The sequence below is a fragment of the Kribbella amoyensis genome, from assembly GCF_007828865.1.
In the GTDB taxonomy this organism is placed as follows: Bacteria; Actinomycetota; Actinomycetes; order Propionibacteriales; family Kribbellaceae; genus Kribbella; species Kribbella amoyensis.
In genome coordinates, this window is sequence record NZ_VIVK01000002.1 from 54,705 (window position 1) to 79,928 (window position 25,224).

General features: G+C 70.4%; 24 protein-coding genes. 13 read left to right on the forward strand and 11 right to left on the reverse strand.

Features of this window, described 5'->3' with window-relative positions:
- Positions 1-66: 66 nt before the first annotated feature.
- Positions 67-1,008: a 2-hydroxyacid dehydrogenase gene (locus FB561_RS30520; protein WP_145813517.1), complete on the reverse strand. Its 942-nt coding sequence runs from the start codon at positions 1,006-1,008 to the stop codon at positions 67-69.
- On the reverse strand, positions 1,005-2,153 hold the full coding sequence (locus FB561_RS30525) for an L-talarate/galactarate dehydratase (protein WP_145813518.1): 1,149 nt from the start codon (positions 2,151-2,153) through the stop codon (positions 1,005-1,007). The genes FB561_RS30520 and FB561_RS30525 overlap by 4 nt, the downstream gene beginning before the upstream one ends.
- A gap of 70 nt (positions 2,154-2,223) precedes the next feature.
- On the opposite strand from FB561_RS30525, the gene FB561_RS30530 reads away from it, so the two are divergent.
- The 9 genes from FB561_RS30530 to FB561_RS30570 all read left to right on the forward strand — a co-directional run bounded on the left by FB561_RS30530 (position 2,224) and on the right by FB561_RS30570 (position 11,944).
- The gene (locus FB561_RS30530; RefSeq protein ID WP_145813519.1) at positions 2,224-3,105 is read left to right on the forward strand and encodes a LysR family transcriptional regulator; all 882 of its coding nucleotides are present in this window, start codon (positions 2,224-2,226) and stop codon (positions 3,103-3,105) included.
- Positions 3,106-3,181: 76 nt separating this feature from the next.
- Entirely contained in the window at positions 3,182-4,735 is a 1,554-nt protein-coding gene (locus FB561_RS30535) for an ABC transporter substrate-binding protein (protein WP_145813520.1), read from the forward strand.
- Positions 4,736-4,748: 13 nt separating this feature from the next.
- Positions 4,749-5,678 (forward strand): ABC transporter permease, encoded by a 930-nt coding sequence (locus FB561_RS30540; protein ID WP_145813521.1) that lies wholly within the window; start codon positions 4,749-4,751, stop codon positions 5,676-5,678.
- 23 nt (positions 5,679-5,701) lie between these two features.
- Complete coding sequence (locus tag FB561_RS30545; protein ID WP_238335221.1) at positions 5,702-6,691, forward strand: ABC transporter permease; 990 nt, start codon at positions 5,702-5,704, stop codon at positions 6,689-6,691.
- Positions 6,688-7,716 (forward strand): ABC transporter ATP-binding protein, encoded by a 1,029-nt coding sequence (locus FB561_RS30550; RefSeq protein WP_202880950.1) that lies wholly within the window; start codon positions 6,688-6,690, stop codon positions 7,714-7,716. The genes FB561_RS30545 and FB561_RS30550 overlap by 4 nt, the downstream gene beginning before the upstream one ends.
- On the forward strand, positions 7,713-8,708 hold the full coding sequence (locus tag FB561_RS30555; RefSeq protein ID WP_145813523.1) for an ABC transporter ATP-binding protein: 996 nt from the start codon (positions 7,713-7,715) through the stop codon (positions 8,706-8,708). The genes FB561_RS30550 and FB561_RS30555 overlap by 4 nt, the downstream gene beginning before the upstream one ends.
- A gap of 77 nt (positions 8,709-8,785) precedes the next feature.
- Positions 8,786-9,592 carry an IclR family transcriptional regulator gene (locus FB561_RS30560; protein WP_145813524.1) on the forward strand — a complete coding sequence of 269 codons (807 nt, stop codon included), beginning with the start codon at positions 8,786-8,788 and terminating at the stop codon, positions 9,590-9,592.
- Between the two features lie 88 nt (positions 9,593-9,680).
- Positions 9,681-10,979 (forward strand): glucarate dehydratase family protein, encoded by a 1,299-nt coding sequence (locus FB561_RS30565; RefSeq protein ID WP_238335222.1) that lies wholly within the window; start codon positions 9,681-9,683, stop codon positions 10,977-10,979.
- The gene (locus FB561_RS30570; RefSeq protein ID WP_202880951.1) at positions 10,976-11,944 is read left to right on the forward strand and encodes a 2-hydroxyacid dehydrogenase; all 969 of its coding nucleotides are present in this window, start codon (positions 10,976-10,978) and stop codon (positions 11,942-11,944) included. The genes FB561_RS30565 and FB561_RS30570 overlap by 4 nt, the downstream gene beginning before the upstream one ends.
- On the opposite strand, the gene FB561_RS30575 is transcribed toward FB561_RS30570, so the two are convergent.
- From FB561_RS30575 to FB561_RS30600, 6 genes are read right to left on the reverse strand one after another with little or no spacing between them, the layout of a single operon-like run.
- A complete protein-coding gene (locus tag FB561_RS30575) occupies positions 11,941-13,770 on the reverse strand; it encodes a GH39 family glycosyl hydrolase (protein ID WP_145813526.1) in 1,830 nt (609 codons plus the stop codon). The genes FB561_RS30570 and FB561_RS30575 overlap by 4 nt on opposite strands.
- 20 nt (positions 13,771-13,790) lie before the next feature.
- Entirely contained in the window at positions 13,791-15,383 is a 1,593-nt protein-coding gene (locus tag FB561_RS30580) for a glucoamylase family protein (RefSeq protein WP_145813527.1), read from the reverse strand.
- Positions 15,384-15,403: 20 nt separating this feature from the next.
- The gene (locus FB561_RS30585) at positions 15,404-16,216 is read right to left on the reverse strand and encodes a carbohydrate ABC transporter permease (protein WP_145813528.1); all 813 of its coding nucleotides are present in this window, start codon (positions 16,214-16,216) and stop codon (positions 15,404-15,406) included.
- Complete coding sequence (locus tag FB561_RS30590; RefSeq protein WP_238335223.1) at positions 16,216-17,163, reverse strand: carbohydrate ABC transporter permease; 948 nt, start codon at positions 17,161-17,163, stop codon at positions 16,216-16,218. The genes FB561_RS30585 and FB561_RS30590 overlap by 1 nt, the downstream gene beginning before the upstream one ends.
- Before the next feature lie 6 nt (positions 17,164-17,169).
- Complete coding sequence (locus tag FB561_RS30595) at positions 17,170-18,468, reverse strand: sugar ABC transporter substrate-binding protein (RefSeq protein ID WP_145813529.1); 1,299 nt, start codon at positions 18,466-18,468, stop codon at positions 17,170-17,172.
- An 11-nt stretch (positions 18,469-18,479) separates the two neighbouring features.
- Positions 18,480-19,520 (reverse strand): LacI family DNA-binding transcriptional regulator, encoded by a 1,041-nt coding sequence (locus FB561_RS30600; RefSeq protein WP_145813530.1) that lies wholly within the window; start codon positions 19,518-19,520, stop codon positions 18,480-18,482.
- A 116-nt stretch (positions 19,521-19,636) separates the two neighbouring features.
- On the opposite strand from FB561_RS30600, the gene FB561_RS30605 reads away from it, so the two are divergent.
- Complete coding sequence (locus tag FB561_RS30605; protein WP_145813531.1) at positions 19,637-20,212, forward strand: histidine phosphatase family protein; 576 nt, start codon at positions 19,637-19,639, stop codon at positions 20,210-20,212.
- Between the two features lie 23 nt (positions 20,213-20,235).
- On the opposite strand, the gene FB561_RS30610 is transcribed toward FB561_RS30605, so the two are convergent.
- From FB561_RS30610 to FB561_RS30620, 3 genes are all read right to left on the reverse strand, one after another.
- Positions 20,236-21,216, reverse strand: a complete 981-nt coding sequence (locus FB561_RS30610) for a hypothetical protein (RefSeq protein WP_145813532.1) — start codon at positions 21,214-21,216, stop codon at positions 20,236-20,238.
- A gap of 113 nt (positions 21,217-21,329) precedes the next feature.
- Positions 21,330-22,148 (reverse strand): GNAT family N-acetyltransferase, encoded by an 819-nt coding sequence (locus FB561_RS30615; RefSeq protein ID WP_145813533.1) that lies wholly within the window; start codon positions 22,146-22,148, stop codon positions 21,330-21,332.
- A 168-nt stretch (positions 22,149-22,316) separates the two neighbouring features.
- Entirely contained in the window at positions 22,317-22,721 is a 405-nt protein-coding gene (locus FB561_RS30620; RefSeq protein WP_145813534.1) for an NUDIX hydrolase, read from the reverse strand.
- A gap of 80 nt (positions 22,722-22,801) precedes the next feature.
- Between FB561_RS30620 and FB561_RS30625 the strand changes: the two genes are divergently transcribed.
- From FB561_RS30625 to FB561_RS30635, 3 genes are read left to right on the forward strand one after another with little or no spacing between them, the layout of a single operon-like run.
- Positions 22,802-23,683: a PHP domain-containing protein gene (locus FB561_RS30625; protein ID WP_145813535.1), complete on the forward strand. Its 882-nt coding sequence runs from the start codon at positions 22,802-22,804 to the stop codon at positions 23,681-23,683.
- Complete coding sequence (locus FB561_RS30630; protein ID WP_145813536.1) at positions 23,680-24,297, forward strand: MarC family protein; 618 nt, start codon at positions 23,680-23,682, stop codon at positions 24,295-24,297. The genes FB561_RS30625 and FB561_RS30630 overlap by 4 nt, the downstream gene beginning before the upstream one ends.
- Positions 24,297-25,184, forward strand: a complete 888-nt coding sequence (locus tag FB561_RS30635) for a RecB family exonuclease (RefSeq protein WP_145813537.1) — start codon at positions 24,297-24,299, stop codon at positions 25,182-25,184. Before FB561_RS30630 ends, FB561_RS30635 begins: the two co-directional genes overlap by 1 nt.
- Positions 25,185-25,224 lie beyond the last annotated feature (40 nt).

Genomic DNA, 25,224 nt, shown 5'->3' on the forward strand with positions numbered 1-25,224 from the left:
CAGGTGCGGTACGGGCACAGTAGCAAAATCGGCTAAGAATGCGAATGCTGTCCACATATGTGACAGCTAGTGGATCGGAGTCAAGACCTCACCGGTCGCCAGGTACGCCTCGAGGTTGGCCAGGACGAGCCGCGCGATCGCCTCCCGGGTCTCCTGGGTCCCGCTGGCCAGGTGCGGCAGCAGCACGACGTTGTCGAGGGCAACGAGTTCGGCGGGGACCTGGGGTTCGGCGGCGAAGACGTCCAGGGCGGCGCCGCCGAGTCGCCCGTCGGCCAGCATCGCGATCATCCGGTCCTCGGCGACGATCGAGGCGCGGGCGATGTTGACCAGGAAGCCGCGCGGCCCGAGGGCTTCGAGGACCGGCCCGTCGACGAGCTGGTCCGAATCGGTCCCACCGGTCGCCGCGACGACGAGCGCGTCGACGTCCTTGGCCAGCGCGAGCGGCGAGGAAGCGTAGGCGTACGGCAGATCCGGCCGTGGGCGGCGGTTGTGGTAGCTCACCGAGATCCCGAACCCTTCCAGCCGGCGGGCGATCCCCAGCCCGATCCGGCCGAGGCCGAGGATGCCGACCCGGGCACCGCTGACCCGCCGGGTGAGCCGGAAGTTGCCGGCCGCGGGCCAGTGTCCGGCCCGGACGAACCGGTCGGCCGCCGAGAGTCCGCGCATCACGTCGAGCAGCATCGCCACGGCCGTGTCGGCGACGCAGTCGGTCAGGACGTCGGGGGTGTTGGCGACCTGGATGCCGTGCGCCGCGGCGTACGCGATGTCGGTCCGCTCGACGCCGACCCCGTGACTGACCACCGCGCGCAGCTTCGGCAACGCGGCCATCAGCTCGGCCGACGCCCCGGTCCGCCCGGAGACGACCGCGACCTCGACGTCCTGGCCGTACTCGGCGGCGAACTCGCGCCAGCTCCCGTCCGCCGGCAGGGCGATCGCGGCGTGGTCGCGGTCCAGCCGCTCGACCAGGTCGGGCTTGAACCAGCCGGACCGCAGGACGCGGGCGCTCACCGGATGTCCGTGGCGGCGACGGTCCAGGTGCGGGCGTCGGCGCTGACCGTGAAGCCGAGCCCGGGACGATCGGGCACGTGCATCCGGCCGGCCGAGATCTCCAGCCGTTCCTCGAAGAGCGGTTCCAGCCAGTCGAAGTGCTCGACGTACGGCTCGGTCGGGAAGCAGGCCGCGAGGTGCAGGTGGATCTCCATCACGAAGTGCGGCGCGAGCCGGGCGTGCTGCCGCGCGGCCAGGTCCATCACCCGCAGGTACGGCGTGATCCCGCCGATCCGCGGCGCGTCGGCCTGCAGGACGTCGACCCCGCCGGCGGCGAACAGGTCCTCGTGGTCGCGCAGGCAGGCCAGCATCTCGCCGGTCGCGATCGGGGTGTCGAGCGCCTCGGCGAGCCGGGCGTGGCCGGGGTGGTCGTAGGCGTCCAGCGGTTCCTCGATCCAGGTCAGCCCGAGCGGCTCGAGTTCGCGGCCCATCCGGATCGCCGTCGGCCGGTCCCACTGCTGGTTGGCGTCGACCATCAGCTCGATCCCGGCCGGCAGGTGGTCCCGCATCCGGCGGACCCGGTCCAGGTCGGCGGCGGCGTCCGGCTGACCGACCTTGACCTTGATCCCGCCGATCCCGGCCTCGACCGCGGCGGACGCGTTCACCAGCATCTGGTCGGTCGGCGTGCTCAGGTAGCCGCCCGAGGTGTTGTACGTCCGGACCGAATCGTGGTGCCGGCCGATCAGGCGGCTCAACGGCAACCCGGCGCGGCGAGCCTTGAGGTCCCACAGCGCGGTGTCGATCGCACCGACCGCCTGGACAGCCAGGCCGCTGCGGCCCGCGGACGCGCCCTGCCAGACCAGGTGTTCCCAGATCGCCGCGATGTCGGCCGGGTCCTGGCCGATCAGTTCGGCGGCGAGCTCGGCGGTGTGCGCGTACAGGGCCGGGCCGCCGACGCGGAGGCAGTACCCGAAGCCGAGGCCCTGGGCGCCGTCGGCGGTGGTGAGCTCGACCAGCGTCACCGGGACGTCCGCGATCGGGCGTTGCCGGCCGGTGAGCACCTTGGCGTCGCTGGCGGGGCGGGCGAGCGGGACCCGGATCTGGCTGACCCGGACCCGCGCGATCCGGTCCGGGGCATGCTGCTGGGCTTCGTCTGCGCTGGTCATGGGCCGAACGTACGAACGTGACTTCATTCCCGTCCAACATCGCTTTGGCATCCCGCGATACCTTTCCGGCATGTACACCCTGGACCAGCTCCGGTGCTTCGTCGCGGTCGCCGAGGAGGGCGGCTTCGGCCGGGCCGCCCTTCGGCTCTCGATGACCCAGCCGCCGCTCAGCCGTCAGGTGCAGCGGCTCGAGCAGGCCGTCGGCGCGCCGTTGCTGCGCCGGACGCCGCGCGGTGCCGAGCCGACCGCCGCCGGGTCCGCCTTGCTGGCCGACGCGCGGCGCATCCTGGCCCTCGTCGAGGCGGCCCCGACGGCGGCTCGGCGAGCGGCGGCCGGACTCGTCGGCCGGGTCGTGCTCGGGTACACCGCGATGGCGGCGATGACCGTGCTCGCCGACTGGGTGACCGCCGCGCGAGCCGAGTTGCCCGGCGTCGAGCTGGAACTGCGGGAGATGCCGACGTCCGAGCAGGTACCGGCGTTGCTCGCGGGGGAGCTCGACCTCGGCCTGGTCCGCGGCCGGCCTCGTCGTGATCGGCTGACCGGCCGGCTGGTCCATCGGGAGTCGCTGCTGCTGGCCGCGCCGGTCGGTCATCCCCTGCTCGAACCAGGGAAGCCCGTCCGGCTGGCGGACGTCGTCCAGCACCCGATGGTCGGATACGGCGCGGACACCGCGGGGTACTTCCACGACCTGGTCGCCGGCGTACTGCGCGAGGTCGGCGCGCCCGAGGTGGTCCAGCGAGCGGGGCAGCAGACCAGCATCCTCGCGCTCGTCGGGGCGGGCCTCGGCGTCGCCCTGGTCCCGGCGACCGCGGCCCGGTTGGCCGGTCCGGAAGTGCGCTGCGTACCGCTCGCCGACGCGCCCGCGGACTGCGTCGAACTGCGCTCGGTCCGACTCCGCGACGACGCCGACCCGGCGGTCGATGCCCTGCTCCGCGTTCTTGACGCCAACTGAGAATGCGTCCTACTGTCCCATTCGCACACTAGAACCACGTCCACATATGTGGATGCCGTTCGGCGAAGGGCAGTCGATGATCCTTTCCATCCGCGCCTCCCGGCGTCGCGGCGCAGCCCTGGTGGCCGTGACCCTCGCGGCCGTCGGACTCTCCTCCTGCGCCGTGGCGAACAGCGGATCCTCCGGGCCCGCGTCCCCCTCCACGGTGCGCATCGTGCTTCCGCAGGAACCGCCGACGCTCGAGCCGTGCGACAGTTCGCTCACCTCGACCGGCGTCGTCGTCCGCTCCAACATCACTCAGCCGCTGGTCGAGCGCGACCCCACCAGCGGGAAGCTGGAACCGCTGCTCGCCACGGGCTGGCGGCAGGTCAGCGGCACCACCTGGCGCTTCACCCTGCGGCCCGGGGTGACCTTCTCCGACGGCACGCCGTTCGACGCGAAGGCGGCCGCGTTCGCGATCGACCGGGTCCTCACCACCAGCCTCGGCTGCAACGTTCAGGGGTACGTCTTCGGCGACGCGAAGCTCACCACCGAGGTGGTCGACGCGAACACCCTCGACGTCAGCACCGCCGAGCCGGACCCGATCCTGCCGTTGCGGCTGTCGTTCGTCGAGATCGTGCCGCCGAGTACCGGGACCGCGAAGAAGGCCCGCGTCCCGATCGGTACCGGGCCGTACCAGGTGGCCCGCTGGGACGCCGGCGAGAAGCTGGTGCTGACCCGGAACCCGAAGTACTGGGACCAGGCGCCGTCGTTCCAGACCGCCGAGTACCAGTGGCGCGACGAGGGCAGCGTGCGGGCCGCGATGGTGACCAACGGCGAGGCCGACGTGGTCACCAACCTCTCGCCCGAGGACGGGGCCGGCGATCTCGGCGTCACGTTCCCGAACAACGAGACCACCGCGCTGCGGATCACCGGGACGTACGCCCCGCTGAACGATCTGCGGGTCCGGCAGGCGATCAACTACGCGATCGACCGGGCCTCGATCGTCAAGGCGCTGTTCGAGGGGGACGCGATCGTGGCCGCCCAGCTCGTCCCGGACGGCGTGGTCGGTCACGATCCCCAGCTGCAACCGTGGCCGTACGACCCGGACAAGGCGCGGAAGCTGATCGCCGAGGCGAAGGCGGACGGCGTCCCGACCGACACCAGGATCCGGTTGATCAGCCGCAACGGCCTGTTCCCGAAGGTCGACATCGTGATGCAGGTGGTGCAGCAGGAACTCGCCGAGATCGGGCTGAACGCCAAGATCGAGATGTTCGACACCGCCGCCTCGCTGCCGTACCAGGTGCGGCCGTTCCCGGCGAAGACCGGGCCGTACGTGATGCTCGTCCAGCACGGCAACCAGGCCGGCGACACGGCGTTCAGCGTCGACCAGTACATGGTGTCCGACGGTGCCCAGTCGACCTTCGGGACGCCCGCGCTGGACGCGAGGATCGCCGCGGCCGGCCGGCTGCAGGGCCAGGCCCGCCAGGACGCGTACGCGCGGATCTTCACCACCGAGCCGACCGAGATCGGCCAGTTCGCCTACATCGCCCACATGACCGGTGTCCTCGGCAAAGGCGCCGACATCGACTACGAGCCCGACTCGGCCACCGGTGACGAGATGCACCTCGCCGACATGAGCCGGAAGTGACGGAGGGATCCCCGTGCTGACCTTCCTGCGCAAGCGTGCCACCACGTCGTTCCTGCCGCTGGTCGCGGTACTGCTCGGCGTCTTCCTGCTGGCCCGGCTCACCGGTGACCCGGCCCTGCTCTACCTGCCCGAGAACGCCACTGCCGAGCAGCGGGACGCGTTCCGGATCGCGAACGGCCTGGACCAGCCGGTCTGGCGGCAGTTGCTCGACTACCTGTGGGGCGTGCTGCACCTGGACTTCGGGACCTCGCTGCGGACCGGTGACAGCGCGGCCGCGATGGCGTTGCGGGCCTTCCCGGCCACGCTCCAGCTGGCCGGCACGACGATGCTGATCGCGGTCGCCCTGGCCGTGGTGATCGGGTCCTGGGCCGCGTACCGGCCGAACTCGCCCGCCGACCGGATCGCGTCGTTCACCTCGATGACGGCCGCCAGCATCCCGGACTTCTGGCTCGCCATCACCGGGGTATGGATCTTCGCCGTCGTCCTCGGCGTGCTGCCGACGTCGGGTGTCGACGCCGGACCGGCCTCGTGGGTGCTGCCGATCGTGGTCCTCTGCGTCCGGCCGGTCGGGGTACTCACCCAGGTCGTCCGCGGTGCGATGGTGTCCGCGCTGACCGCGCCGTACGTCCGGCTGGCCCGCAGTAAAGGGGCCGACAGCAAGCGAGTCGTCACCCATCACGCCCTGCGGAACGCGGCCGCGCCCGCGCTCACCGTGGCCGGCGACCTGACCGTCGGCCTGGTGAACGGCGCTGTCGTGGTCGAGACGATCTTCGGCTGGCCCGGGATCGGCAAGCTGATGATCGACTCGATCCTGCAGCGCGACTTCGCCGTCCTGCAGGCCTGTGTGCTGCTCACCGCGGTGACGATCTTTGTCCTCAACGTCGTCATCGACATCTGTTACGCCCTGCTGGACGCCCGGGTCCGCGACAAGGCGATGGCATGACCGGCCGGCCCGAAGGAGCGAGCGTGACCACCACCCGGAACGAGACGGCGACCACCCCGCCCGAGGCCGAGCCGAAGGCGGGTCCCGGCCGCCCGAGCTACTGGCGGATGCTGACGCGGGACAAGGCCGCGTTGCTGGCCGCGGTCGTCCTGGCCGTCGTCGTGATCACCGCGATCGTCGGGCCGATGCTGCTCGGCGACCGCGCCAACCACCTCGACCTGGCCAACGCGAAGCAGCCGCCGTTCAGCGGAGGAGGCTTCCTCGGGATGCTCGGGACCGACCCGCTCGGCCGCGACCTGCTGGCCCGGATGATCGTCGCCGCCCGAACCACGTTGACGGTCGCGGTCCCGGCAGTACTGATCTCGATGGTGGTCGGCTCGCTGATCGGGATGTGGGCGGGGTACCACCGCGGCCGCCGCGAGACCGTGGTGATGCGGATCGCCGACGTGATCCTCAGCTTCCCCTCGCTGCTGATGGCCGTCGTCGTGCTGTTCGTCTTCTCGCCGAGCGTCGCGAACCTGGTCGCCGTCCTGGCGGTCACCCGGATCCCGATCTACCTGCGGACCGCCCGGGCCGAGTCGGCCGAGCTGCAGAGCCGGACCTTCGTCGACGTGGCCCGGACCTTCGGGACGCCGAGCCGGGCGATCATCGCGCGGCATGTCTTCCCGATCGTGCTGCCGACCATCGTCACGGTGGCGACGCTCGACTTCTGCTACGTGATGCTGGCCGAGTCCTCGCTGAGCTTCCTCGGCATCGGCATCCAGCCGCCGGACGTCAGTTGGGGCCTGCTGGTGGCGCAGGGCCGGACCTATCTGCAGTCGGCCTGGTGGCTGTCGATCTTCCCCGGCCTCGCCATCGTCGTCACCACGGTGTCGGCGACGGTGCTGGCCTCGTGGCTGCGGCTGGCCACCGATCCCGCCCAGCGCTGGCGGCTGGCCCTGCCCCGGTCGAAGCGCCGGAAGGCGGCCGTCTCGCCGGCCGTCGCCGTGACCCTGGAGGAGGACACCAAGTGACCACCATCGCCGAGAACACCGCCGCCGCCGTGGTCGCGCATCCCGTCGCGCTCGGGGTCGACGGCCTGACCGTCGACATCCAGACACCGACCGGGACGGTTCGCGCCGTCGACCACGTCAGCTTCGACGCACGGCGGGGGGAAACCCTTGCCCTGCTGGGCGAATCGGGCTGCGGGAAGTCGATGACCGCGACCGCCGTCGTCGGGCTGCTCGAACCGGTCGCCGAGATCACCGAGGGCGCGGTCCGCCTCACCGACGACGGGGAGACCACCGACCTCGTCGGTGCCTCACCCGCTCGGCGCCGCGAACTGGCCGGACCCTCGCTGGCGATCGTGTTCCAGGACGCGCTGACCGCCCTGAACCCGGTCTACACCGTCGGTACCCAGCTCGCCGAGCCGTTCCGGATCCACCGCGGGATGTCGAAGAAGCAGGCCCGCGCGGCCGCGATCGAGCTGATGGGCCGGGTCGGTATCCCCGAACCCGAGACCCGCGTAGACGCGTACCCGCACCAGTTCTCCGGCGGGATGCGGCAGCGGCTGCTGATCGCGATCGGCGTCGCGCTCTCACCCGCGGTCCTGCTCGCCGACGAGCCGACGACGGCGCTCGACGTGACCGTCCAGGCGCAGATCATGCAGTTGCTCAAGGACCTGCGGACCGAGCGGGACATGGCGGTCGTCCTGATCACCCACGACCTCGCGCTGGTCTCCGAACAGGCCGACCGGGTCGTCGTCATGTACGCCGGGACCGTGGTCGAGCAGGGTCCGGTCGCGACCGTCTTCGCCGACCCGAAACACCCGTACACCAAGGGATTGCTCGACTCGGTCCCGGTCAGCGCGAAACGCGGTGCGGAGCTCAGGTCGATCGGCGGCGCTCCGCCCGAGCTGGCCGCGATCCCGGCCGCCTGCGTGTACCAGGACCGCTGCCCGCTGGTCCGCGACCGCTGCCGGACCGAGCGACCGGTACCCCGCGAGGTCGGGCCCGACCGGGTCGCCGCCTGCCATTTCCCCGAGGAGGTCACCGCATGAGTACCCCGTTGCTCGAGGTCCGCGATCTGAGCAAGGTCTTCGGTGTTCGGCACCAGGGCAAGCGCAAGCAGTTGCGGGCCCTGGACGGCATCACCTTCGACCTGCGCCGCGGCGAAACCCTCGGCCTGGTGGGCGAATCCGGCTGCGGCAAGTCCACCCTGGCCCGCACGCTGCTGATGCTGGAACGCCCCGACGGTGGGTCGATCCGGTTCGACGGGGTGGATCCGCAGAAGCTCCGCGGGGCCGAGTTGCTCGCCTTCCGGCGCCGGGTCCAGATGGTGTTCCAGGACCCGTTCGCCTCGCTGAACGCGCGGATGTCGGCCGGCGACATCGTCAGCGAGCCGTGGCACACGCACCGGTCGCTCTACCAGACCTCCCGCGATCGCGCCGCCCGGGTCCGCGAGCTGCTGCACCTGGTCGGTCTGCGGCCGTCCGACGCGCGCAAGTACCCGAGCGAGTTCTCCGGCGGGCAGCGGCAGCGACTCGGGATCGCCCGGGCGCTGGCGCTCAACCCCGAGCTGATCGTCTGCGACGAACCGGTGTCCGCGCTCGACCTGTCGGTGCAGGCCCAGGTGCTCAACCTGCTGAACGAACTGCAGCAGGAGCTCGGAGTGGCGTACCTGTTCATCTCGCACGACCTGTCCGTGGTCCGGCACGTCGCCGACCGGATCGTGGTGATGTACCTCGGCCGGATCGTCGAGCACGGCGACACCGAATCGACCTTCGAGCGGCCGTTGCACCCGTACACCAACGCGCTGATGTCGGCGGCTCCGTCGCTCGACGAGTCCCGCCGGCGGGAGCAGATCATCCTGTCCGGCGAGATCCCGTCACCGCTCGACCCGCCGTCCGGCTGCCGCTTCCGGACCCGTTGCTGGCGGGCGACCGACGAGTGCGCCACCGCCGCTCCACCACTCACCGCGGACCCGGCCCACGACACCCATGCGGCCGAGTGCTTCCACCCGATCAACGCCGCCGAACCGGTTCCCGTCTAGCCCGGAGGCCTGACACGGTCGTGCCGGTGTGTTCGCATACGTGGACGGGCGTCCACATGGGACATAGGGTGACGGCCATGAGTGAGTCCGTCGCCAAGGGAGCGGCCGGGGTACGCGAGGTGAAGTCGGCGGCTCGGACCGTCGAGATCCTCGAGTTCCTGGCCGCTCGCCAGAACCGTCCTGTCCGTCTGCGCGAGCTCAGCGAGGCGCTCGGCGTCCCGAGGAGCAGCCTGCACGCGCTGCTCCGGACGCTGGCCACCCACGGCTGGGTCCGCTCCGACACGACGGGCACCCTGTACGGCATCGGCATCCGCGCACTGCTGGCCGGGACGAGTTACCTCGACACCGACCCGTACCTCCCGTTGGTGGCGCCGTTCCTCGACGAGCTCCGCGAGCAGCTCGACGAGACCTTCCACTTCGGCCGCCTCGACGGGACCGACGTGGTGTACCTGGCGACCCGCGAGTCCAGCCAGTACCTCCGCCCGTACAGCCGGGTCGGGCGCAGGCTGCCGGCGTACTCCACCTCGCTGGGCAAGGCGATCCTGTCCGCGCAGCCGCCCGACGAGGTGGCCCGGCACCTGCCCGCCGAGCTGGCCCCGCTGACGGTGAAGACGCTGACCGACCCCGCCGAGCTGGAGAAGGATCTCGAGGTCGCCCGGCAGCGCGGATTCGCCGTGGACAACGAGGAGAACACCCTCGGGCTGCGGTGTTTCGCGGTCGCCCTGCACTACCGCGAGCCCGCCACCGACGCGATCAGCGCCTCGATCCCGCTGGCCCGGCTGACCCCGGAACGCGAGGCCGAGATCGTCGAGGCGCTCCGGCAGGTCAGCGGCAAGATCTCCCGCATCGTCGCCCCGATGACGAGCTCGATGGCCTGGGACTGACCCCGGCCCGGCCGCGCGGAGCGACATCGCGGCGATCTTCATACGGGACCCTTGTCTACGAATGTGGACGGGTGGCACAATCACGATCGTGACTTCAGCCTCGACGCCGCCTCCTGCCCACTCGCACCGGATCACCGCGGTCCGGGTCACCCCGGTCGCCTTCGACGACCTGCCGTTGCTCAACAGCGTCGGCGTGCACGAGCCCTTCGCGCTGCGCAGCATCGTCGAGGTGGTCACCGAAGGCGGGGTGTACGGGCTCGGTGAGTCGTACGGCGACCTGCCGCACCTGCAGCGCCTCGAGCGGGCGGCCGGCCGGCTGGTCGGCTGCAACGTCTTCGACACCAACGCGATCATGCGCGCCGTGGTCACCTCGCTGGCGACCGACGACGGTGTCGGCGGCCACGGGATGAGCGGCATGGTCACCGGTTCGGCCACCGCCGACCGGGTGTTCTCGCCGTTCGAGGTGGCCGCGCTGGACCTCCAGGGCAAGCTGCTCGGCGTCCCGGTGAGCGACCTGCTCGGTGGCGCGGTCCGCGACCGGGTGAACTACTCGGCGTACCTGTTCTACAAGTGGGCCGGGCACCCGGGCCACGAGGACGACGAGTGGGGTGCGGCCCTCGATCCGGAGGGCCTGGTCCGGCAGGCGACCAAGATGATCGAGGAGTACAAGTTCTCCGCGATCAAGCTGAAGGGCGGCGTGTTCGCCCCGGAGCAGGAGGTCGAGGCGGTCAAGGCGTTGCGCGCGGCGTTCCCGGACCACCCGCTGCGGCTGGACCCGAACGCCGCCTGGACCGTGGAGACCTCGATCAAGGTCGCCGAGGCGCTGGACGGCATCGTGGAGTACCTGGAGGACCCGGCGCCCGGGATCGACGGGATGGCGGCGGTGGCCCGGTCGGCCGGGATGCCGCTGGCGACGAACATGGCCGTGGTGTCGTTCGACCACCTGCCCGAGTCGTTCGCGAAGGACGCCGTCCAGGTGATCCTGTCCGACCACCACTTCTGGGGCGGACTGCGGCGCTCGCAGTTGCTGGCCGGGATCTGCCAGACCTGGGGGCTGCGGCTGTCGATGCACTCGAACTCGCACCTCGGCATCTCGCTGGCCGCGATGACCCACCTGGCCGCGGCGACGCCGAACCTGGACTACGCCTGCGACACCCACTGGCCGTGGAAGCGGGCCGACGAGGACGTGATCGTGGACGGCGTGCTGAGCTTCGTCGACGGTGCCGTCCCGGTACCGACCGGGCCCGGGCTGGGCATCGAGCTGGACCGTGACCGGCTCGCGCGGCTGCACGAGCAGTACATCGAGTGCGGGCTGCGGAATCGTGACGACACCGGCTACATGCGGAAGTTCCAGCCGGACTTCGACAACTCGATCCCGCGCTGGTGAGTGCGCTCCGAGTCCTGGTGACCGAGCCCGTGATGGGCCGGTTCACCGACGTGCTGACCCGTGACGGCGCCTCGCCACACACCTGGACCTTCGACTTCACCGCGGCGGCCGACCCGGCGGAGTACGACGTGCTGGTCTGCTCCTCGGCCACGCCCGAGCTGCTGGCCGCGATGCCCCGCTTGCGGCTGGTGCACGTGACGGGTGCCGGGGTGGACAAGATCCCGCCGCTGCCGTCGGGGGTGCAGCTGGCGAATACGTTCCACCACGGCCGCTCGATCGCCGAGCACGTGATGATGACGGCGATGATGCTGCTGCGCCGGGTCCTGCGGTCCGAGGCGGATCTTCGCCGCGGAGTCTGGCAGAACGCGATGGTCGACCAGGAGTACCCGTTCGGCGGGGTGCTGGCCGGCCGGACCCTGGGAGTGGTCGGCTTCGGCGAGATCGGGGCGACCGTGGCCCGACTCGGTGCGGCGATGGGCATGACGATCCGTACTGTCCGGCGCCGCCCGGAAGCGCCCTTGCCCGCCGGGCTCGACGTGGCTTGGGTCGGCCGGGACGACCAACTGCACGAACTGCTCGCCGCCTCGGACGTCGTCGTGGTGACCGTGCCGCTGTCCGACGCGACCCGCGGCCTGATCGACGCGGCCGCGCTGGCCTCGATGAAGCCGACCGCGATCCTGATCAACGTCGCCCGTGGCGCCGTCGTCGACGAGCAGGCCCTGTACGACGCGCTCGAGACCGGCACGATCGCGGGCGCCGGGATCGACGTGTGGTGGCGCAATCCCCGCGAACCCGGCAACCCACCGCCGTCGCACCTCGACTTCACCGAGCTGTCCAACGTCGTGCTGACGCCGCACCAGTCCGGTCACACCGCCGAGGTTTTCGCGGGGCGGGCCGTTGACATCACCGACAACGTCGATGCCCTCGCCGACGGCCGCCCCCTGCGCAATCTGGTGGACCTTTAGGGCGTGAACTCGAGCAGGACCGCGGCCGGCATCGGCAGGGTCAGCTCGACCGTCGAGCCGGTCCTGGTCACCGCGGTGGTGACCAGTTCGGCCCGCTCGGCCAGGGCGGCCCACTGCTCGTCGGACTCCGGCCAGTCGCCGATCCCGAGTGCCGTGGCGGCTGCGACCAGGTCGCCCGAGCCGTCCGGCCAAGCTTCGGCCGGCATGGTCAGGTAGGTCGCCCGACCCTGCCAGTCCGGATCCAGCCCGGCCAGGTCGAGCTGGATCCGGCGAGCCAGTTCCGGTGCGCCGTCCGCCTTGGTCTGGTCGAGGGTCAGGTTCCACACCAGGACGGCGACCCGGTCCTCGTCCCGGGACGCCCACGCCTCGACCAGGCTGCCGCCGCCGTCACCGGTGAACTCGACCGGCAGCTCGATCCGGCCGAGCCGGCTCAGCAGCGACAACGCGTGGTACCGCGGCTTCGGCAGACCGCCGACCGTCTGCAGGCCGAAGCCACCGTGCAACAGCCGAGGCGGACGACCGAGCTCCTCGAAGTGGTCCGACGCGACCCAGTACGCCAGCGCGTCCACCCGGCCGGCGGCCGAGCGCATCCCCCGGAGCAGGAACACTCCGGAGAACACCGAGTCGCTGATCGGGTTGAAGTGCGTCGGCGTGACACCCCATTCGGTCCACAGCACCCGGGCCTCGCCGAACCCGTGCCGCTCCAACGACGCCCGCACGTCCAGCGGGGGACTCCCGTAGGTGTGCGTGGAGACGAAGTCCACCGGGGACCCGTTCGCCGCCGCATGCGCGAGTAGGTCGTCCACCCATCCGGCCGCGGCGGACGACGGACCGCCGACGGCGAGCCGCTGGTCGACCGACTTCACGGCGGCCGCGGTCACGTCGTACAGGCGCATCCACTCGGCCTTCGTGCCGGACCAGAAGACCTCGAGGTTCGCCTCGTTCCAGACCTCGAAGTCCCAGCCCAGGACCTCGTCCAGGCCGTACCGCTCGATCAGGTGCTCGACCAGTTCGCGGACCAGGGCGGCCCACCGGTCGTACGACTTCGGCGGCGAGATGATCGCGCCGTACTCGAAGACCGTCTTGCCGGGATCGCTGGCCAGGTCCCGCGGCATGAACCCGAGCTCGACCACCGGCCGCAGCCCGATCGCGAGCACCTTGTCGTAGATGGCGTCCACGACGGTGAAGTCGTACACAGGCTGCCCGTCCCGCTCGGTGTAGACGCGGGTGTCGTCGTGGAAGATCGCGTGCGCACGCACCGTCCGGACGCCGAGGTCGTCGTGCATCCGGCGCAGCGCCTGCTCCAGCTCGACGCCGATCTCCCGGCCGCCGCTGAGGTCCTTGCAGAGCAGCTGGCTGAGCCGTTCACTACCGACCATCGGTACCCACGGCCGGTGCAGCTCGATGCCGTCGGCAACGGTGTCGACCGCGATCCTCACCGCCGGCTCGGTGCCGTCGGCGACCAGCGGGACGGCGCCGACCACCTCGCTGGCGCGGCCCGCCACGGTCACCTCGGGCACACTCGCCACCGCGTACCGGTACGGCGTCCCCGGTGTGACCGTGGTGTCGACGTACGGCGGCTCCGGGATCGACAGGATGTCCCGGCTGTGGTGGTCGACCGGTTCGAGCGGGCCGTCCTCCGGCCCGCGGAGGATCAGGTACCCCACCGCGCCGGGGACGGGGGACCAGTCGACGGTGACCTGGCCGACCCCACCCACCGCGGTGACCTCCTTGGGCGGATCGAGGTCCGGGAAGGTGAAGTCCCGGTCCTCGTCGCTGCGGCGGGCGATCCGCTCGTCCCAGTCCTTCTTCGCGTCGCTCTGCATAGCTTGCGCTCTCTCCGAGATCAGTCGAGACCGGCGGTGAACTCTTCCATCGCGATCAGCGGGCGGACCTTGCGGGCCACCGCGCCGGCGCTGAAGTTCCGCCGGATCACGTCGTTGCCGAAAACGTTGCCGATGGCTCCCATCACCATCGCCTGGTCGAGGGACAGATACCGGCGGGCGATCAGGCCGGACCGGACCGCGACCGAGTCGTAGAACCCGCCAGCGGAGTACGCCTTCAGCGTCGACTCGATCCGGCCCAGGTTGTCGATCGCCTGCCGGGGCGCGTACTGCATCGCCAGGAACGCGGCGTGCGGGGTGACCACGCCGTCGCCGAACGCCGGGTTCGGGTTCGTCCCTTCCCGGCAGCCCTCGAAGCCGGCGTCGTAGTTGGTCGCCTCCAGGTCGGACGGGTAGCCGTTCGGGTCCATCCCGATCGCGTCCACGCCGTAGACGGAGTACCCGCCCTTCGGGTTGGAGGCGGGGGAGAAGCCCCAGTAGCCGTACTTCGCGTCGTCCATGCCGTGTTCGATGTGGGCCCGGACGGTCAACGGGTGGTTGATCCCCCAACTCCGCGGCGCCCATCTCGACTCGGGCACGAACAGGTCCGGCATCAGCGACTCGAACATGTCGCCGCCCCACGACGGCACCAGCCGCATCCCGCGGTACGAGTAGGTGCCCTCGAACACGTCGATGCCGAGGTACTTCCGGTGCACGCCCCTTGCCTTCTGCTCGACCCAGGACCAGTCGCACGAGTCCGGGAACACCCGGTAGGTGGCGAAGTACTGCTCGGGCGGGACCTGGCCGAGCGCGATCCCGATGTACGGTGCGATCCGGGCCTCGGTGTTGCAGGTGTCGTAGTGGAACTTGCGGTAGTACACGTCCGGCCCGGTCCCGGCGTGGTTGCCCTTGTCGGTCTCCTCGTCCGGCGGCGGGGTCTCGAAGAAACCACCGCGCATCAGGCCGGCGCCGAGCCCGGGCCGCGCGTCCGGGTTGTAGTAGTAGGCGAAGTTCATTGTGCCGAGCAGCGAGTCGGCCAGCGCCCGGGCCCGAGGTTCGGCGTTGCGGACCACCATCAGCGCGGCGGCGAACCAGCCGTTGTCGACGCTGGACACGAACGGGGTGATCTCCCGGGTCCCGTCCGGGTCGACGTGCAGCACCTCGCCGGTCGCCTCGTCGTACCAGTTGAAGTACATGCCGCTCGGCTCGTGGTGGTCCACGGTCCGCATCGTCGTGAGCGTCTGGGTGATCCGGCGCAGCGACTCCTGCGGCGAGATGATGCCGAGCTGCCGCGCGACCACGGTGCTCCACAGGTACCCGCCGATGTTGGTCGGCGACGTGTACTTGCTGCGCACCGGGTCGGTGACGGACGCGCCGATGTTGTCGGCGGGCAGGCCGGTGCGCTCGTCGGTCATCGCGACCAGGCTGCGCCAGGTGTCCCGGGCCCACCGGCCGACCAGAGCCTTGTCCTCCCGAGTGGGTTGCCAGCTCCCCTTCAGTAGTTGGGCGGGGTCACGCGGTCCGGCGTACGACGGGCCGGCGGTGGCCGTGGTCCCGATCAGGGCGGCTGATCCGGTCGCGGCGAGCAGAGTGCGGCGACTGATGGTGGCGGTCATCGAGGTCTCCAATGCAGGGTCTATTTGAGTCCGGTGATCGCGATGCCCTTGGTGACGTGCCGCTGGAAAGCCAGGAACATCACCAGCACCGGGACGACGACCACGACCGCGCCGGCCATCAGCAGGCCGAAGTTCTGCGCGTTCTGGCCGGTCGAGTACAGCGCCAGGGCGACGGGCAGGGTGTACTTGTCCTCGGTCTGGGCGATCACCAGCGGCCAGAGGAAGTTGTTCCAGGAGCCGAGGAAGGTCAGGATGCCGAGCGTGGCCAGGGCCGGCCGGGTCAGCGGCAGCATGATCCGGGCGAAGATGCCCAGCTCGCTGGTGCCGTCGACCCGGCCCGCGTCGATCAGGTCGTCGGGCAGCCCGGAGAAGAACTGCCGCATCAGGAAGACGCCGAACGGCGAGACCAGAAACGGCAGGATCAGGCCCGGGTAGCTGTTCGCCAGCCCCGCGTTGGTGACCATCACGAACAACGGGACGAAGGTGACCATGCCGGGGATCATCAGCGTCGCCATCACCAGCACGAACAACGCGTTGCGGCCCTTGAACCGCAGCTTGGCCAGGGCGTACCCGATCATCGAGCAGAAGATCAGGTTGCCCGCGGTCACCACCAGCGCGACCAGGGTCGAGTTGAGGAAGTAGTGCGGGAAGTTGGCCTTGCCGAACAGGTCGCCGTAGTTCCGTGTCGTCGGCTCCTGCGGCCACCAGGTCGGTGGGACGCGGAGCAGTTCGCCCTGGGTCTTGAAGCTGCCGAGCAGCATCCAGACGAACGGCGCCGCGACCGCGATCAGGCCGAGCACTCCGATCAGGTAGATCCACCAGGTGCGGCGCATCACTTCTCCCTCAGCAGCCGGAACTGGATGAACGTGACGACGGCGATGACGACGAACAGCAGGTAGCTCATCGCGGTGGCCAGGCCGTAGTTGCCGAAGCCGAACTGCTGGTAGGTGTACATCGACACCGAGACGGTGCTGTTCAGCGGACCGCCCTGGGTCATCACGAACGGCTCCTCGAAGAACTGCAGGTAGCCGATCCCGGTGACGACGCTGGTGAACAGCACGGTCGGCCGCAGCAACGGCAGGATCAGGTACCGGAACCGTTGCCACGAGCCCGCACCGTCGAGCTGGCCGGCCTCCTCGACGGACTGCGGGATGCCCTGCAGTCCGGCGAGGAAGATGATCATCGCGGACCCGAAGTTGCGCCAGACCGCCATCGCGATCAGCGACGGCATCGCCCAGGTCTTCGAGGCCAGCCAGTTCGGCCCGTCGATGCCGACCCAGCCGAGCACGGTGTTCAGCAGCCCGGCGTCCGGCGACAGCACGAACCGCCAGATCACCGCGATCGCGACGATCGACGTGACCACCGGCAGGTAGTACGCGACCTTGAACAGGCTCTGGAACTTCTTCACGCCGCGGTCCAGCAGCACCGCGGCCCCGAGCGCCGCCACCAGGGTGAGCGGGACGCCGACGACCACGAAGTACGCCGTGTTCAGCGCGGCCCGGCGGAAGGTCTCGTCGGACAGCGCCTTGACGTAGTTCTCGATCCCGACGCCGTTCACCGCGAACGGCGTCCGCAGGTCACGCTGTTTGATGTCGGTGAAGCTCATCCCCAGGGAGCCGATCACCGGTCCGGCCGAGAACGCGAGGAACAGCAGCACGAACGGCAGCGCCAGGATCCAGGCGGCGAGCGTCTGGCGGTCCAGCGGGCGGCGGCCCCGCGCCGACGGCCGGCCGGGTGGCCGGACGCGGGCAGACTTCTCCTGCAAGGTGGCGGTGGACATCCTCGATCAGCTACCGGTACCGATCGACGTAGCCTTGGTCTGGATCGCCTTGGCGGTGTCGGCCGGCGACTGCCCGGCCTTGGCCATCTTCTCCACCTCGGCGTCGAACGCGGTCGCGACCTGCTCCCAGTTCACGATGGCCGGTGGCGCCTTCGCGGTCTCCAGCTGCTTGCCGAACACCGGCAGCAGCGGGTCGGAGGCGATGCTCGGGTCCTGCCAGGCGCTCTGCACCGCGGGCAGGTCGGTGGACAGCTTGTACCACTCCGTCTGCGTCTTCGCCTCGGACAGCCACTGCACCAGCTTCCAGGCGCTGTCCTTGTTCTTGCTCGCCTTGAACACGACGAAGTTGCTGCCGCCGACGAACGACGTGGAGGTCTTGTTCTTCGGCAGTTCGAAGACGCCGATGTTCGCCTTCATCTTGTCGCCGCCGAGCTTCGCGATCGAGCCGGCCATCCACGGTCCGGAGATGAACATCGGCACCTGGCCGCTGACGAACTGCGCCTCGGTCTGGTTCGGCGGCAGGTCGGTGCCGGCCACCTTCTCGGTGAAGAAGCTCTGGTAGTACTTCAGCCCCTCCTGCATTTCCGGGGAGTCCAGGGTGAACTGCTTGTCGTCGTCGCTGGTGATGCTCGCCCCGGCCGACCAGGCGAACGGCATCACGGTCTGCCAGGACCCCTGCCCACCGGGCTGCAGGTTGATCCCGTACTTCGCGCCGGCCTTGTCCTGCATCGCCTTGGCCATCGCCTTCAGGCCGTCCCAGTCGGTCGGCGGCGTGGTGATGCCGGCCTTCGCGGCGAGGTCCTTGCGGTAGTAGACGACCCGCGTCTCGACGTACCAGGGCACGCCGTAGCCGACGCCGCCGACCTTGGTGGTGTCCAGCGCGCCCGGGAAGAAGCCGGCCGTGTCGAAGCCGTTCGGCGTCGGGTCGAGCGCGTCCAGGCCGGCGAACTCACCCATCCAGGTGGTGCCGACCATTGCGGCGTCCGGCAGCGACTGCGCGGTGATCGCGGTGGTGAACTTGTTGTGCGCCGCGTCCCACGGGATCGGGGTGACGGTCACCTTGGTGCCGGGGTTGGCCTGTTCGAAGGCCTTGGTCAGCTGGGGCAGGTTCTCGCCCTCGGTGCCCATCGCCCACACGGTCAGGTCGCCGGTGGCCGGTCCGCTGCCCACGCTGGTGGTCGACTCGGGTGCCGCGGCGCCGGAGTCCTCCGACCGGCCGCAGCCGGCCAGGGCGAGCGCGGTGGCGGTCAGTAGCGCGCCGCCGGTCACCAGCCGGCGGCGGACCCGGTTGGTCTGGGTGAACATCGTGTTTCTCCTCAGTTGGAAGGGGTGGTGGAGCCTGCTTCCCCCGATGCCGTGCCGCAGCTGTCGCGCAGCACGAGTTGTGTGGCCAGTACGTCGTTGCGCGCGCGGGACCGTTCGCCCGTCACGCGTTCGTGCAGTCGTTGGGCGGCGAGCCGGCCGAGTTCGGCCATCGGCTGCCGCACGGTGGTCAATCCGGGCGACACGTACCGCGCCGCCATCACGTCGTCCCAGCCGGTGACGACGATGTCGGCCGGGACACAGAGCCCGCCCGCGGTCAGCGTCTTCACCGCGGCCAGGGCGAGCTCGTCGTTCGCACAGACCAGGCCGCCCGGCCGCTCGGTTGCCGCGAGCAACGTCTTGGCGAGGGCGGTGCCGGCGTCCTCGGTCAGCGGTACCCGGGCCGGCTCCGGGACGGCGAGTCCGTGGTCACGGTGCGCCTTGGAGAACCCGGCGTACCGCTCGGACACGTCGTACGAGCTGGCCGGGTCGCCGACGAAGAGCAGATCGGGACGGCCGTGGCCGAGCAGCCGGGTGGTGAGCTGTTCGGCACTCGCGGCGCTCTCGCTACGCACTGTGTCGCAGCCGGGGATCGGGGGATGGGCGACGACCACGACCGGGACCTTGGCGCGGCGCAGGCCCTGGATCGCGGCCAGGTCCAGAGCGTTGCCGTGGACAACGATCCCGTCGACCCGGCCGGCCAGGTCGCGCAGGCTGCGGCGTGGATCCGGGTTGCCGTGCGTGACGGTGAGGATCACGCTCTGGCCGTGTTCGCCGGCCCAGCGTTCGTACCCCATCAGCAGGTCGCCGTAGAACGGTCCGGCCAGGTCGGGCAGGACCAGTCCGTGTGCCTCGTGCCGTTGCACCGCGAGACTCCGGGCGGCGCGCAGCGGGACGTAGTTCAGCTCGTGGGCGGCTTGGTCCACCCGGGCACGGGCCTTCTCCGACACCGGTCCGGTGCCCTGCAGGACCCGCGAAACCGTCGCGATCGACAGCTTCGCGAGCGCGGCGACGTCGTAGATCGTCGCCGGCCTGCCGGTGGGTCCGGAAGCCACTGTGGTTCCTCCTGGCGGACGAAGTGGAAGCGCTTACAGTTTTGCTACCCTGCCCTGGATCGTTCAAACGGTCAAGGGTTCGGCGTCCCCGGCTTCCGGTCTGCGAAGATGACAGCGTGACCACACAGGAACGAAAGGACCGGGTTTTCCTGGTCCGCCACGGGGAGACCGAGTGGAGCAAGTCGGGCCGGCACACCTCGGTCACCGACCTGCCGCTGACCGCCGAGGGTGAGCATGTCGCGGCGAGCCTGACCCCGCGGCTGGCGGGGGAGTCGTTCGATCTGGTGCTCACGTCGCCGCGCCGCCGTGCCCGCCGTACCGCCGAACTCGCCGGTTTCCCCGAGGCTCAGGTCGACGACGACCTGGTCGAGTGGAACTACGGCGACTACGAAGGCGTCACGACCGCCGAGATCCGCGAGACCGTCCCCGGCTGGACCGTGTGGGACAACCCGGTCCCCCACGGCGAAACCCCCGCCGAAGTCTCGGCCCGGCTCGACCGTGTCACCGCCCGCCTCGCCGCGGTTCCCGGCGACGCGCTGGTCTTCGGCCACTCCCACGCCCTCCGAGCCCTCACCGCCCGTTGGCTCGAACTCGACGTCACCGAAGGCCGCCACTTCGTCCTCAACACCGCCACCCTCTCGGTCCTCGGCTGGGAACGTGGCTCCCCCGCAATCCTCCACTGGAACAGCTGACGGTTTGTGGAACCTTCTGCGCGCTATACGGCCAAAACGTTCCACAAACCGGCGACCGGACACCTCGGTGAGCAGGGGCTTGCGTTCAGGGTCGGTTGGGTACGGCGCAGCACTTCGAGTACCTGGACGGCGGCCTCGCACGCCCGGTTCGTCACGTCGAACCACCCGTACCGCAAGGTCGCCTCGGCCCGCAGCGTGGCGCGATTGTCCCGATCGAGATCTCGCCACCGCTGCCGCGGCACGAGGTGCAGCCGCCCGTCGAGTTCGACGAGCAACGCGAACCCGTCGTAGTACACATCGGTGAACTCACCGTCCACCGCCCGCTGTCGGGTCCCGCGTGGCAACCCGTGCCGTCGCTCCACGTCGCGCAGGTACCGAAGCTCCAACAGCGAGTGCGACCCGTCCGCGACGTCACGCAGGACCGGCCGCAATGCCCTGCGATGACGGAGCCGCGGACGCGTCTCCAGGGCCCGCAGGATCGCGGACGGATCGACACGCCCGCTCTGGCAGGCCTCGGCGATGACGGCTGCCGCGCTGTCCAGCGTTGCGGAGACCCCCACGATGTCCAGTACCGCGTCGGCGGGCGTCCGCCGGGGTGGCAGCACCCGCGCGAGTCGCCCGGCCCAGTGCTCGTCGCGGTGGATCACCAGGTGTGGCTGTGGTCGGACCTTCCGCTGTTTCGGGATGGTGATGTAGACGGGGCGAGCGGCGTCGCGCTTGAGTAGACCGAGCTGTTCGGCTGCCGTGTAGTGGCTCCATGCCGCGTCGGGGCCGGCGTAGAGCAGGGCGGCGAGCAGACGTTCGTAGTACCCGATCGGTCCGGTGTGGGTGGCGTAGACGCCGGGATGGACCACCTGCCAGCGCCGGCCGCGCAACCCGCGCTTGATCCGCGACTCCGGCCACCCGGCGGCCTGGAGTTGCCCACGCGACACGATCCGGAGCTGGTCGTGGATGAGGGCGTGAACGCCGTCGGCCTCCAGCTGTCCTTGCCACCACCACTCCACCCACCCAAGCCTGCCGCACTTCCCCACCCCCGGCGCCGCCCCCTGTGGACAACGGCGCCGGCCGCCGGTTTGTGGAACTAAATGACCCTGGGGCGGACATTTAGTTCCACACATCACGGTCGGGTCGCGGGCGGTGAGGGTGGCTTGGCCGTGGAGGCCCACTCGTAGAGGTCGATCGAGCAGTACTCGCGGAAGCCGAGCCCCGCGTAGACGGACCGGCCCGCGGGGGACGAGCCGAGGACGGCATGCGTCGCGACGTCCTCGGCCGCGCGGACGGCGGCGCGGGTGATCGCGGCACCGATGCCCTTCCGGCGAACCTCCGGGACCGTCATGACGAAGTACACCCCTGCGATCCCCGGGGTCAGGAAGATCGTGGTCGTCGCCACCGGTTCACCGTCGAGCCACCCGAGGTAGTGCCGCCACGGATCGCCGAGCCCTTCCCTTCGGTAGATCTCGGCGACCCAGTCCGCCTCCTTCGGACCCTCCCCGAACCCGCGCGCGAGCGTGGTCGCCCAGGTACCGAGGTCGGCGTCGTCCTCGACCCGGATGATGCGGAGCTGGTCCGGTCCGAGCGGCTCGTCGCTCAGGTCGGCGAGCGCGACCGCCATCCCAGGTTCGCCACCGGCCGCGGTGAATCCCGCCTTCGTGAGTCGGACGCCGAGATCCGCGGGCCGCATCGAAGGCCCGACATGCCAGCACCCCGGAACGCCCTTGTCCTGCAGTAGTTCCAGCGACTCCGCGATGACCGCGTCCGCGTTGCCCGGAGAGAGATCGGCCCCGACCACGGCGTTGTGATAGTCGATCGGCGACCCCCCGATCGTCCACCGCACCACCCCGTCGTCCCGCTGCTCCCCACCCCCAGCAGCGCCCATCCGCACCAGCAACTCGGCCAAGTTCCCCTCGATGGCCCTGACCATTCCGGCATCGTCCATCAACTCAGTATCACGGCATGGTCACCTGCCGTCGCGTCAGTTCCGTGAGAGCGGCGTGACAGCTCGCAGGTACCGGCCGGCGCGCAGGGCGACGAGTTCCCCGGCGTGTACCCGACTATCGCGGCGGGTTGGTACTACATCAGCTACTGACGCGCCGCGGTCGATGGTCTAACCGGGCAGGGCGTTCCACTGGGAGAGGGTGGAGACGAGGAGGGTGGTGGTCGGGAGGGACCGGAACTCGGCCCGGTCGACGAAGCGGGCTTCGGTGGCGTCGTCGCCGGGGGTGAGGTCGCCGCCGACCGCTTCGGCTTCGTAGTCGCGGATGACGTAGAGGGTGTTGCCCGGGCCCTCGCGTTCCACCTCGCCGACGAGGTCCCCGACCACCACCTCGAGACCGGTCTCCTCGGCCACCTCGCGCACCACCGCGGCCGGATCGTCCTCACCCGGTTCGACCCGTCCACCCGGCAGCGACCACAACCCCCGGCCAGGCTCGTTCGCCCGGCGGATCACCAACAACCGGTGCTGCTCGTCGTACACGAGCGCCCCCACACAGTCGACCCGGTCACGTTCCATGGGGAGAACCATAAAAGTCGTCCGCGCGCACCGATAGCATCTGCGTCGAGAGCTGTCCAGAGAAGGGACCCCGATCGCTCGTGCGCATCGACCTGCACACCCATTCGAACCGCTCGGACGGCACCGACCCGGTCGACGTCCTGATCGCGCATGCGCAGCGGGACGGGCTGGATGTGATCGCCGTCACCGATCACGACACGGCTGACGGCTGGGCCGACGGGCGCCGGGCCGCCGAGGACCTCGGGATCGGCTTCGTGCCGGGGATCGAGATCTCCTGCAAGCTGAACGGCATCTCCGTCCACCTGCTCGGATATCTGCTCGACCCGGCGTACGCCCCGTTGGCCGAGGAGCTGCGGATCGTCCGCGACGGCCGGACCGAGCGGATCCCGTCGATCGTCGCCCGGCTGAACGGTCTCGGCGTCCGGCTCACCGTGGACGAGGTGCTCGCCCAGGCCACCGGTACGCCGTCCGTCGGCCGCCCGCACGTCGCCGACGCGCTGGTCGCGAACGGCACGGTCGCCACCCGGAGCGAGGCGTTCGACAAGTACCTCGCGGACGGTCGGGCCGGGCACGTGTCGCACTACGCGATCGACCCGGCGCGCGCGATCGACCTGGTCCGCGCGGCCGGCGGTGTGCCGGTGATCGCGCACCCGTGGGGCCGGTCCAGCTACAAGGTGGTGACCGCGGAGACGATCGCCCGCCTGGTCGCCGACCACGGGCTGGCCGGGATCGAGGTCGACCACCAGGACCACTCGCCGGAGTCGCGCGCCACCCTGCGGGGGATCGCGGACGACCTCGGCATCATCGCCACCGGTTCGTCGGACCACCACGGGGTGGGCAAGATCGACCACGACCTGGGCGTGAACACCACCGAGCCGGAGCAGTTCGAGCGACTGCTGGAGGTGGCCAAGGCGAACGCGGCCGCCAGTGACGCGACGGTGCCCGAGGCCTATCTGCCGTGAACGATGTCATCAACCTCACGCTGCTGAGCGAGGTGTTCGTCACGCTGTTCGTGATCATGGACCCGCCCGGGACGGTCCCGGTCTTCATCTCGCTGACGGCCGGTCAGTCCCGCGCGGTCCGGAAGAAGGCCGCCTGGCAGGCGGTCCTGGTCGCGTTCGGCGTGATCGTGGTGTTCGCCGCGTTCGGGCAGCAGATCCTGCACCACCTCGGGATCACATTGCCGGCCCTGCAGTGCGCGGGAGGTCTGCTGCTCCTGCTGATCGCGCTGCAGCTGCTTACCGACACCGCCGAGGACCCGGTCCAGACCAAGAACGTGAACATCGCCTTCGTCCCGCTCGGTACGCCGCTGCTGGCCGGCCCGGGCGCGATCGTGGCGACGATGGTGTTCGTCCAGCGCGCGAACGGGTCCTTCCCCGACGTGGCGGCGATCTCGATCGGGATCGTGCTGATCCACCTGGTGATGTGGCTGACGCTGCGGTTCTCCGGCGTGATCATGCGGGTCCTCGGTGAGAACGGCGTCCTGCTGGTGACCCGGATCGCCGGTCTGCTGCTGAGCGCGATCGCGGTCCAGCTGGTCGCCGACGCGGTCGCGGACTTCATCAAGGCGGGCTGATGAACGAGATGCTGCCGGGGATGCCGACGCGGTTGTTCGTCGCGACGCCGACGAAGCTGATGACGTTCGCGGACTGCAAGCGCAAGTACCGGTACACCTACCTGGAGACGCCGCGGCCGCCGAAGGGCCCGCCCTGGGCGCACAACACGGTCGGCGCCGTGGTCCACGAGGTGTTCGCCGACTTCTTCGGGCGCTGGCCCGCCTCCCGGCGGACCCCCGACGAGGTGGTCGCCAAGATGCGGTCGAGCTGGCGCAGTGAGGGATTCCGCGACGAGCAGCAGTCGCTGACCTGGCGGGACCGCGCCACCGACATGGTGCTCGGGTACCTGCGTGACACCGACCCGTACTACGAACCGCTCGGCGTCGAGCGCACCGTCGCCTTCACCACCGAGCGGGCCAGCCTGCGCGGTCGGGTCGACCGGATCGACGAGCGACCTGCCCGTGACGGCGAGGGTGGGACCGAGCTGGCGATCGTCGACTACAAGACCGGCCGCCGCCCCCTCACCAGTACCGACGCTCGGTCGTCCCTGGCGATGGCGCTGTACGTCCTCGGCGCGCGCCGCGTTCTGCACCGCCCGTGCACCCGGGTCGAGCTCCACCACCTGCCGACCAACTCGGTCGCCGCCGCGGACCACGACGACGCGTCCCTGGCCCGGCACCAACGGCGCGCCGAGTCCATCGCCGACGACGCCGCCGCGGCCGAGGCCCGCTGGCACACGGGCCTCACCCCGGCCGAAGCCGACGAAGCTTTCCCACCCGAGCCGGGCCCACTCTGCGGCTGGTGCGACTTCGCCCGCATCTGCCCGCAAGGCCGCCGCGTAGCCCCACCCCGCGACCCCTGGTCCGGCCTCGACGACCCGACCCCACAACCCGACGACACCGACTGAGCGGGGGTCGTGCCAGCGGCGTGTGCGTGGGATGCCAGCG

Excerpts from the sequence above, each read along its gene's own strand:
- FB561_RS30525 (WP_145813518.1), bottom strand. The coding sequence starts at position 2,153 with ATGACCAGCGCAGACGAAGCCCAGCAGCATGCCCCGGACCGGATCGCG.
- FB561_RS30530 (WP_145813519.1), top strand. The coding sequence starts at position 2,224 with ATGTACACCCTGGACCAGCTCCGGTGCTTCGTCGCGGTCGCCGAGGAG.
- FB561_RS30535 (WP_145813520.1), top strand. The coding sequence starts at position 3,182 with ATGATCCTTTCCATCCGCGCCTCCCGGCGTCGCGGCGCAGCCCTGGTG.
- FB561_RS30555 (WP_145813523.1), top strand. The coding sequence starts at position 7,713 with ATGAGTACCCCGTTGCTCGAGGTCCGCGATCTGAGCAAGGTCTTCGGT.
- FB561_RS30560 (WP_145813524.1), top strand. The coding sequence starts at position 8,786 with ATGAGTGAGTCCGTCGCCAAGGGAGCGGCCGGGGTACGCGAGGTGAAG.
- FB561_RS30575 (WP_145813526.1), bottom strand. The coding sequence starts at position 13,770 with ATGCAGAGCGACGCGAAGAAGGACTGGGACGAGCGGATCGCCCGCCGC.
- FB561_RS30580 (WP_145813527.1), bottom strand. The coding sequence starts at position 15,383 with ATGACCGCCACCATCAGTCGCCGCACTCTGCTCGCCGCGACCGGATCA.
- FB561_RS30585 (WP_145813528.1), bottom strand. The coding sequence starts at position 16,216 with ATGCGCCGCACCTGGTGGATCTACCTGATCGGAGTGCTCGGCCTGATC.
- FB561_RS30590 (WP_238335223.1), bottom strand. The coding sequence starts at position 17,163 with ATGTCCACCGCCACCTTGCAGGAGAAGTCTGCCCGCGTCCGGCCACCC.
- FB561_RS30595 (WP_145813529.1), bottom strand. The coding sequence starts at position 18,468 with ATGTTCACCCAGACCAACCGGGTCCGCCGCCGGCTGGTGACCGGCGGC.
- FB561_RS30615 (WP_145813533.1), bottom strand. The coding sequence starts at position 22,148 with ATGGACGATGCCGGAATGGTCAGGGCCATCGAGGGGAACTTGGCCGAG.
- FB561_RS30620 (WP_145813534.1), bottom strand. The coding sequence starts at position 22,721 with ATGGAACGTGACCGGGTCGACTGTGTGGGGGCGCTCGTGTACGACGAG.
- FB561_RS30635 (WP_145813537.1), top strand. The coding sequence starts at position 24,297 with ATGAACGAGATGCTGCCGGGGATGCCGACGCGGTTGTTCGTCGCGACG.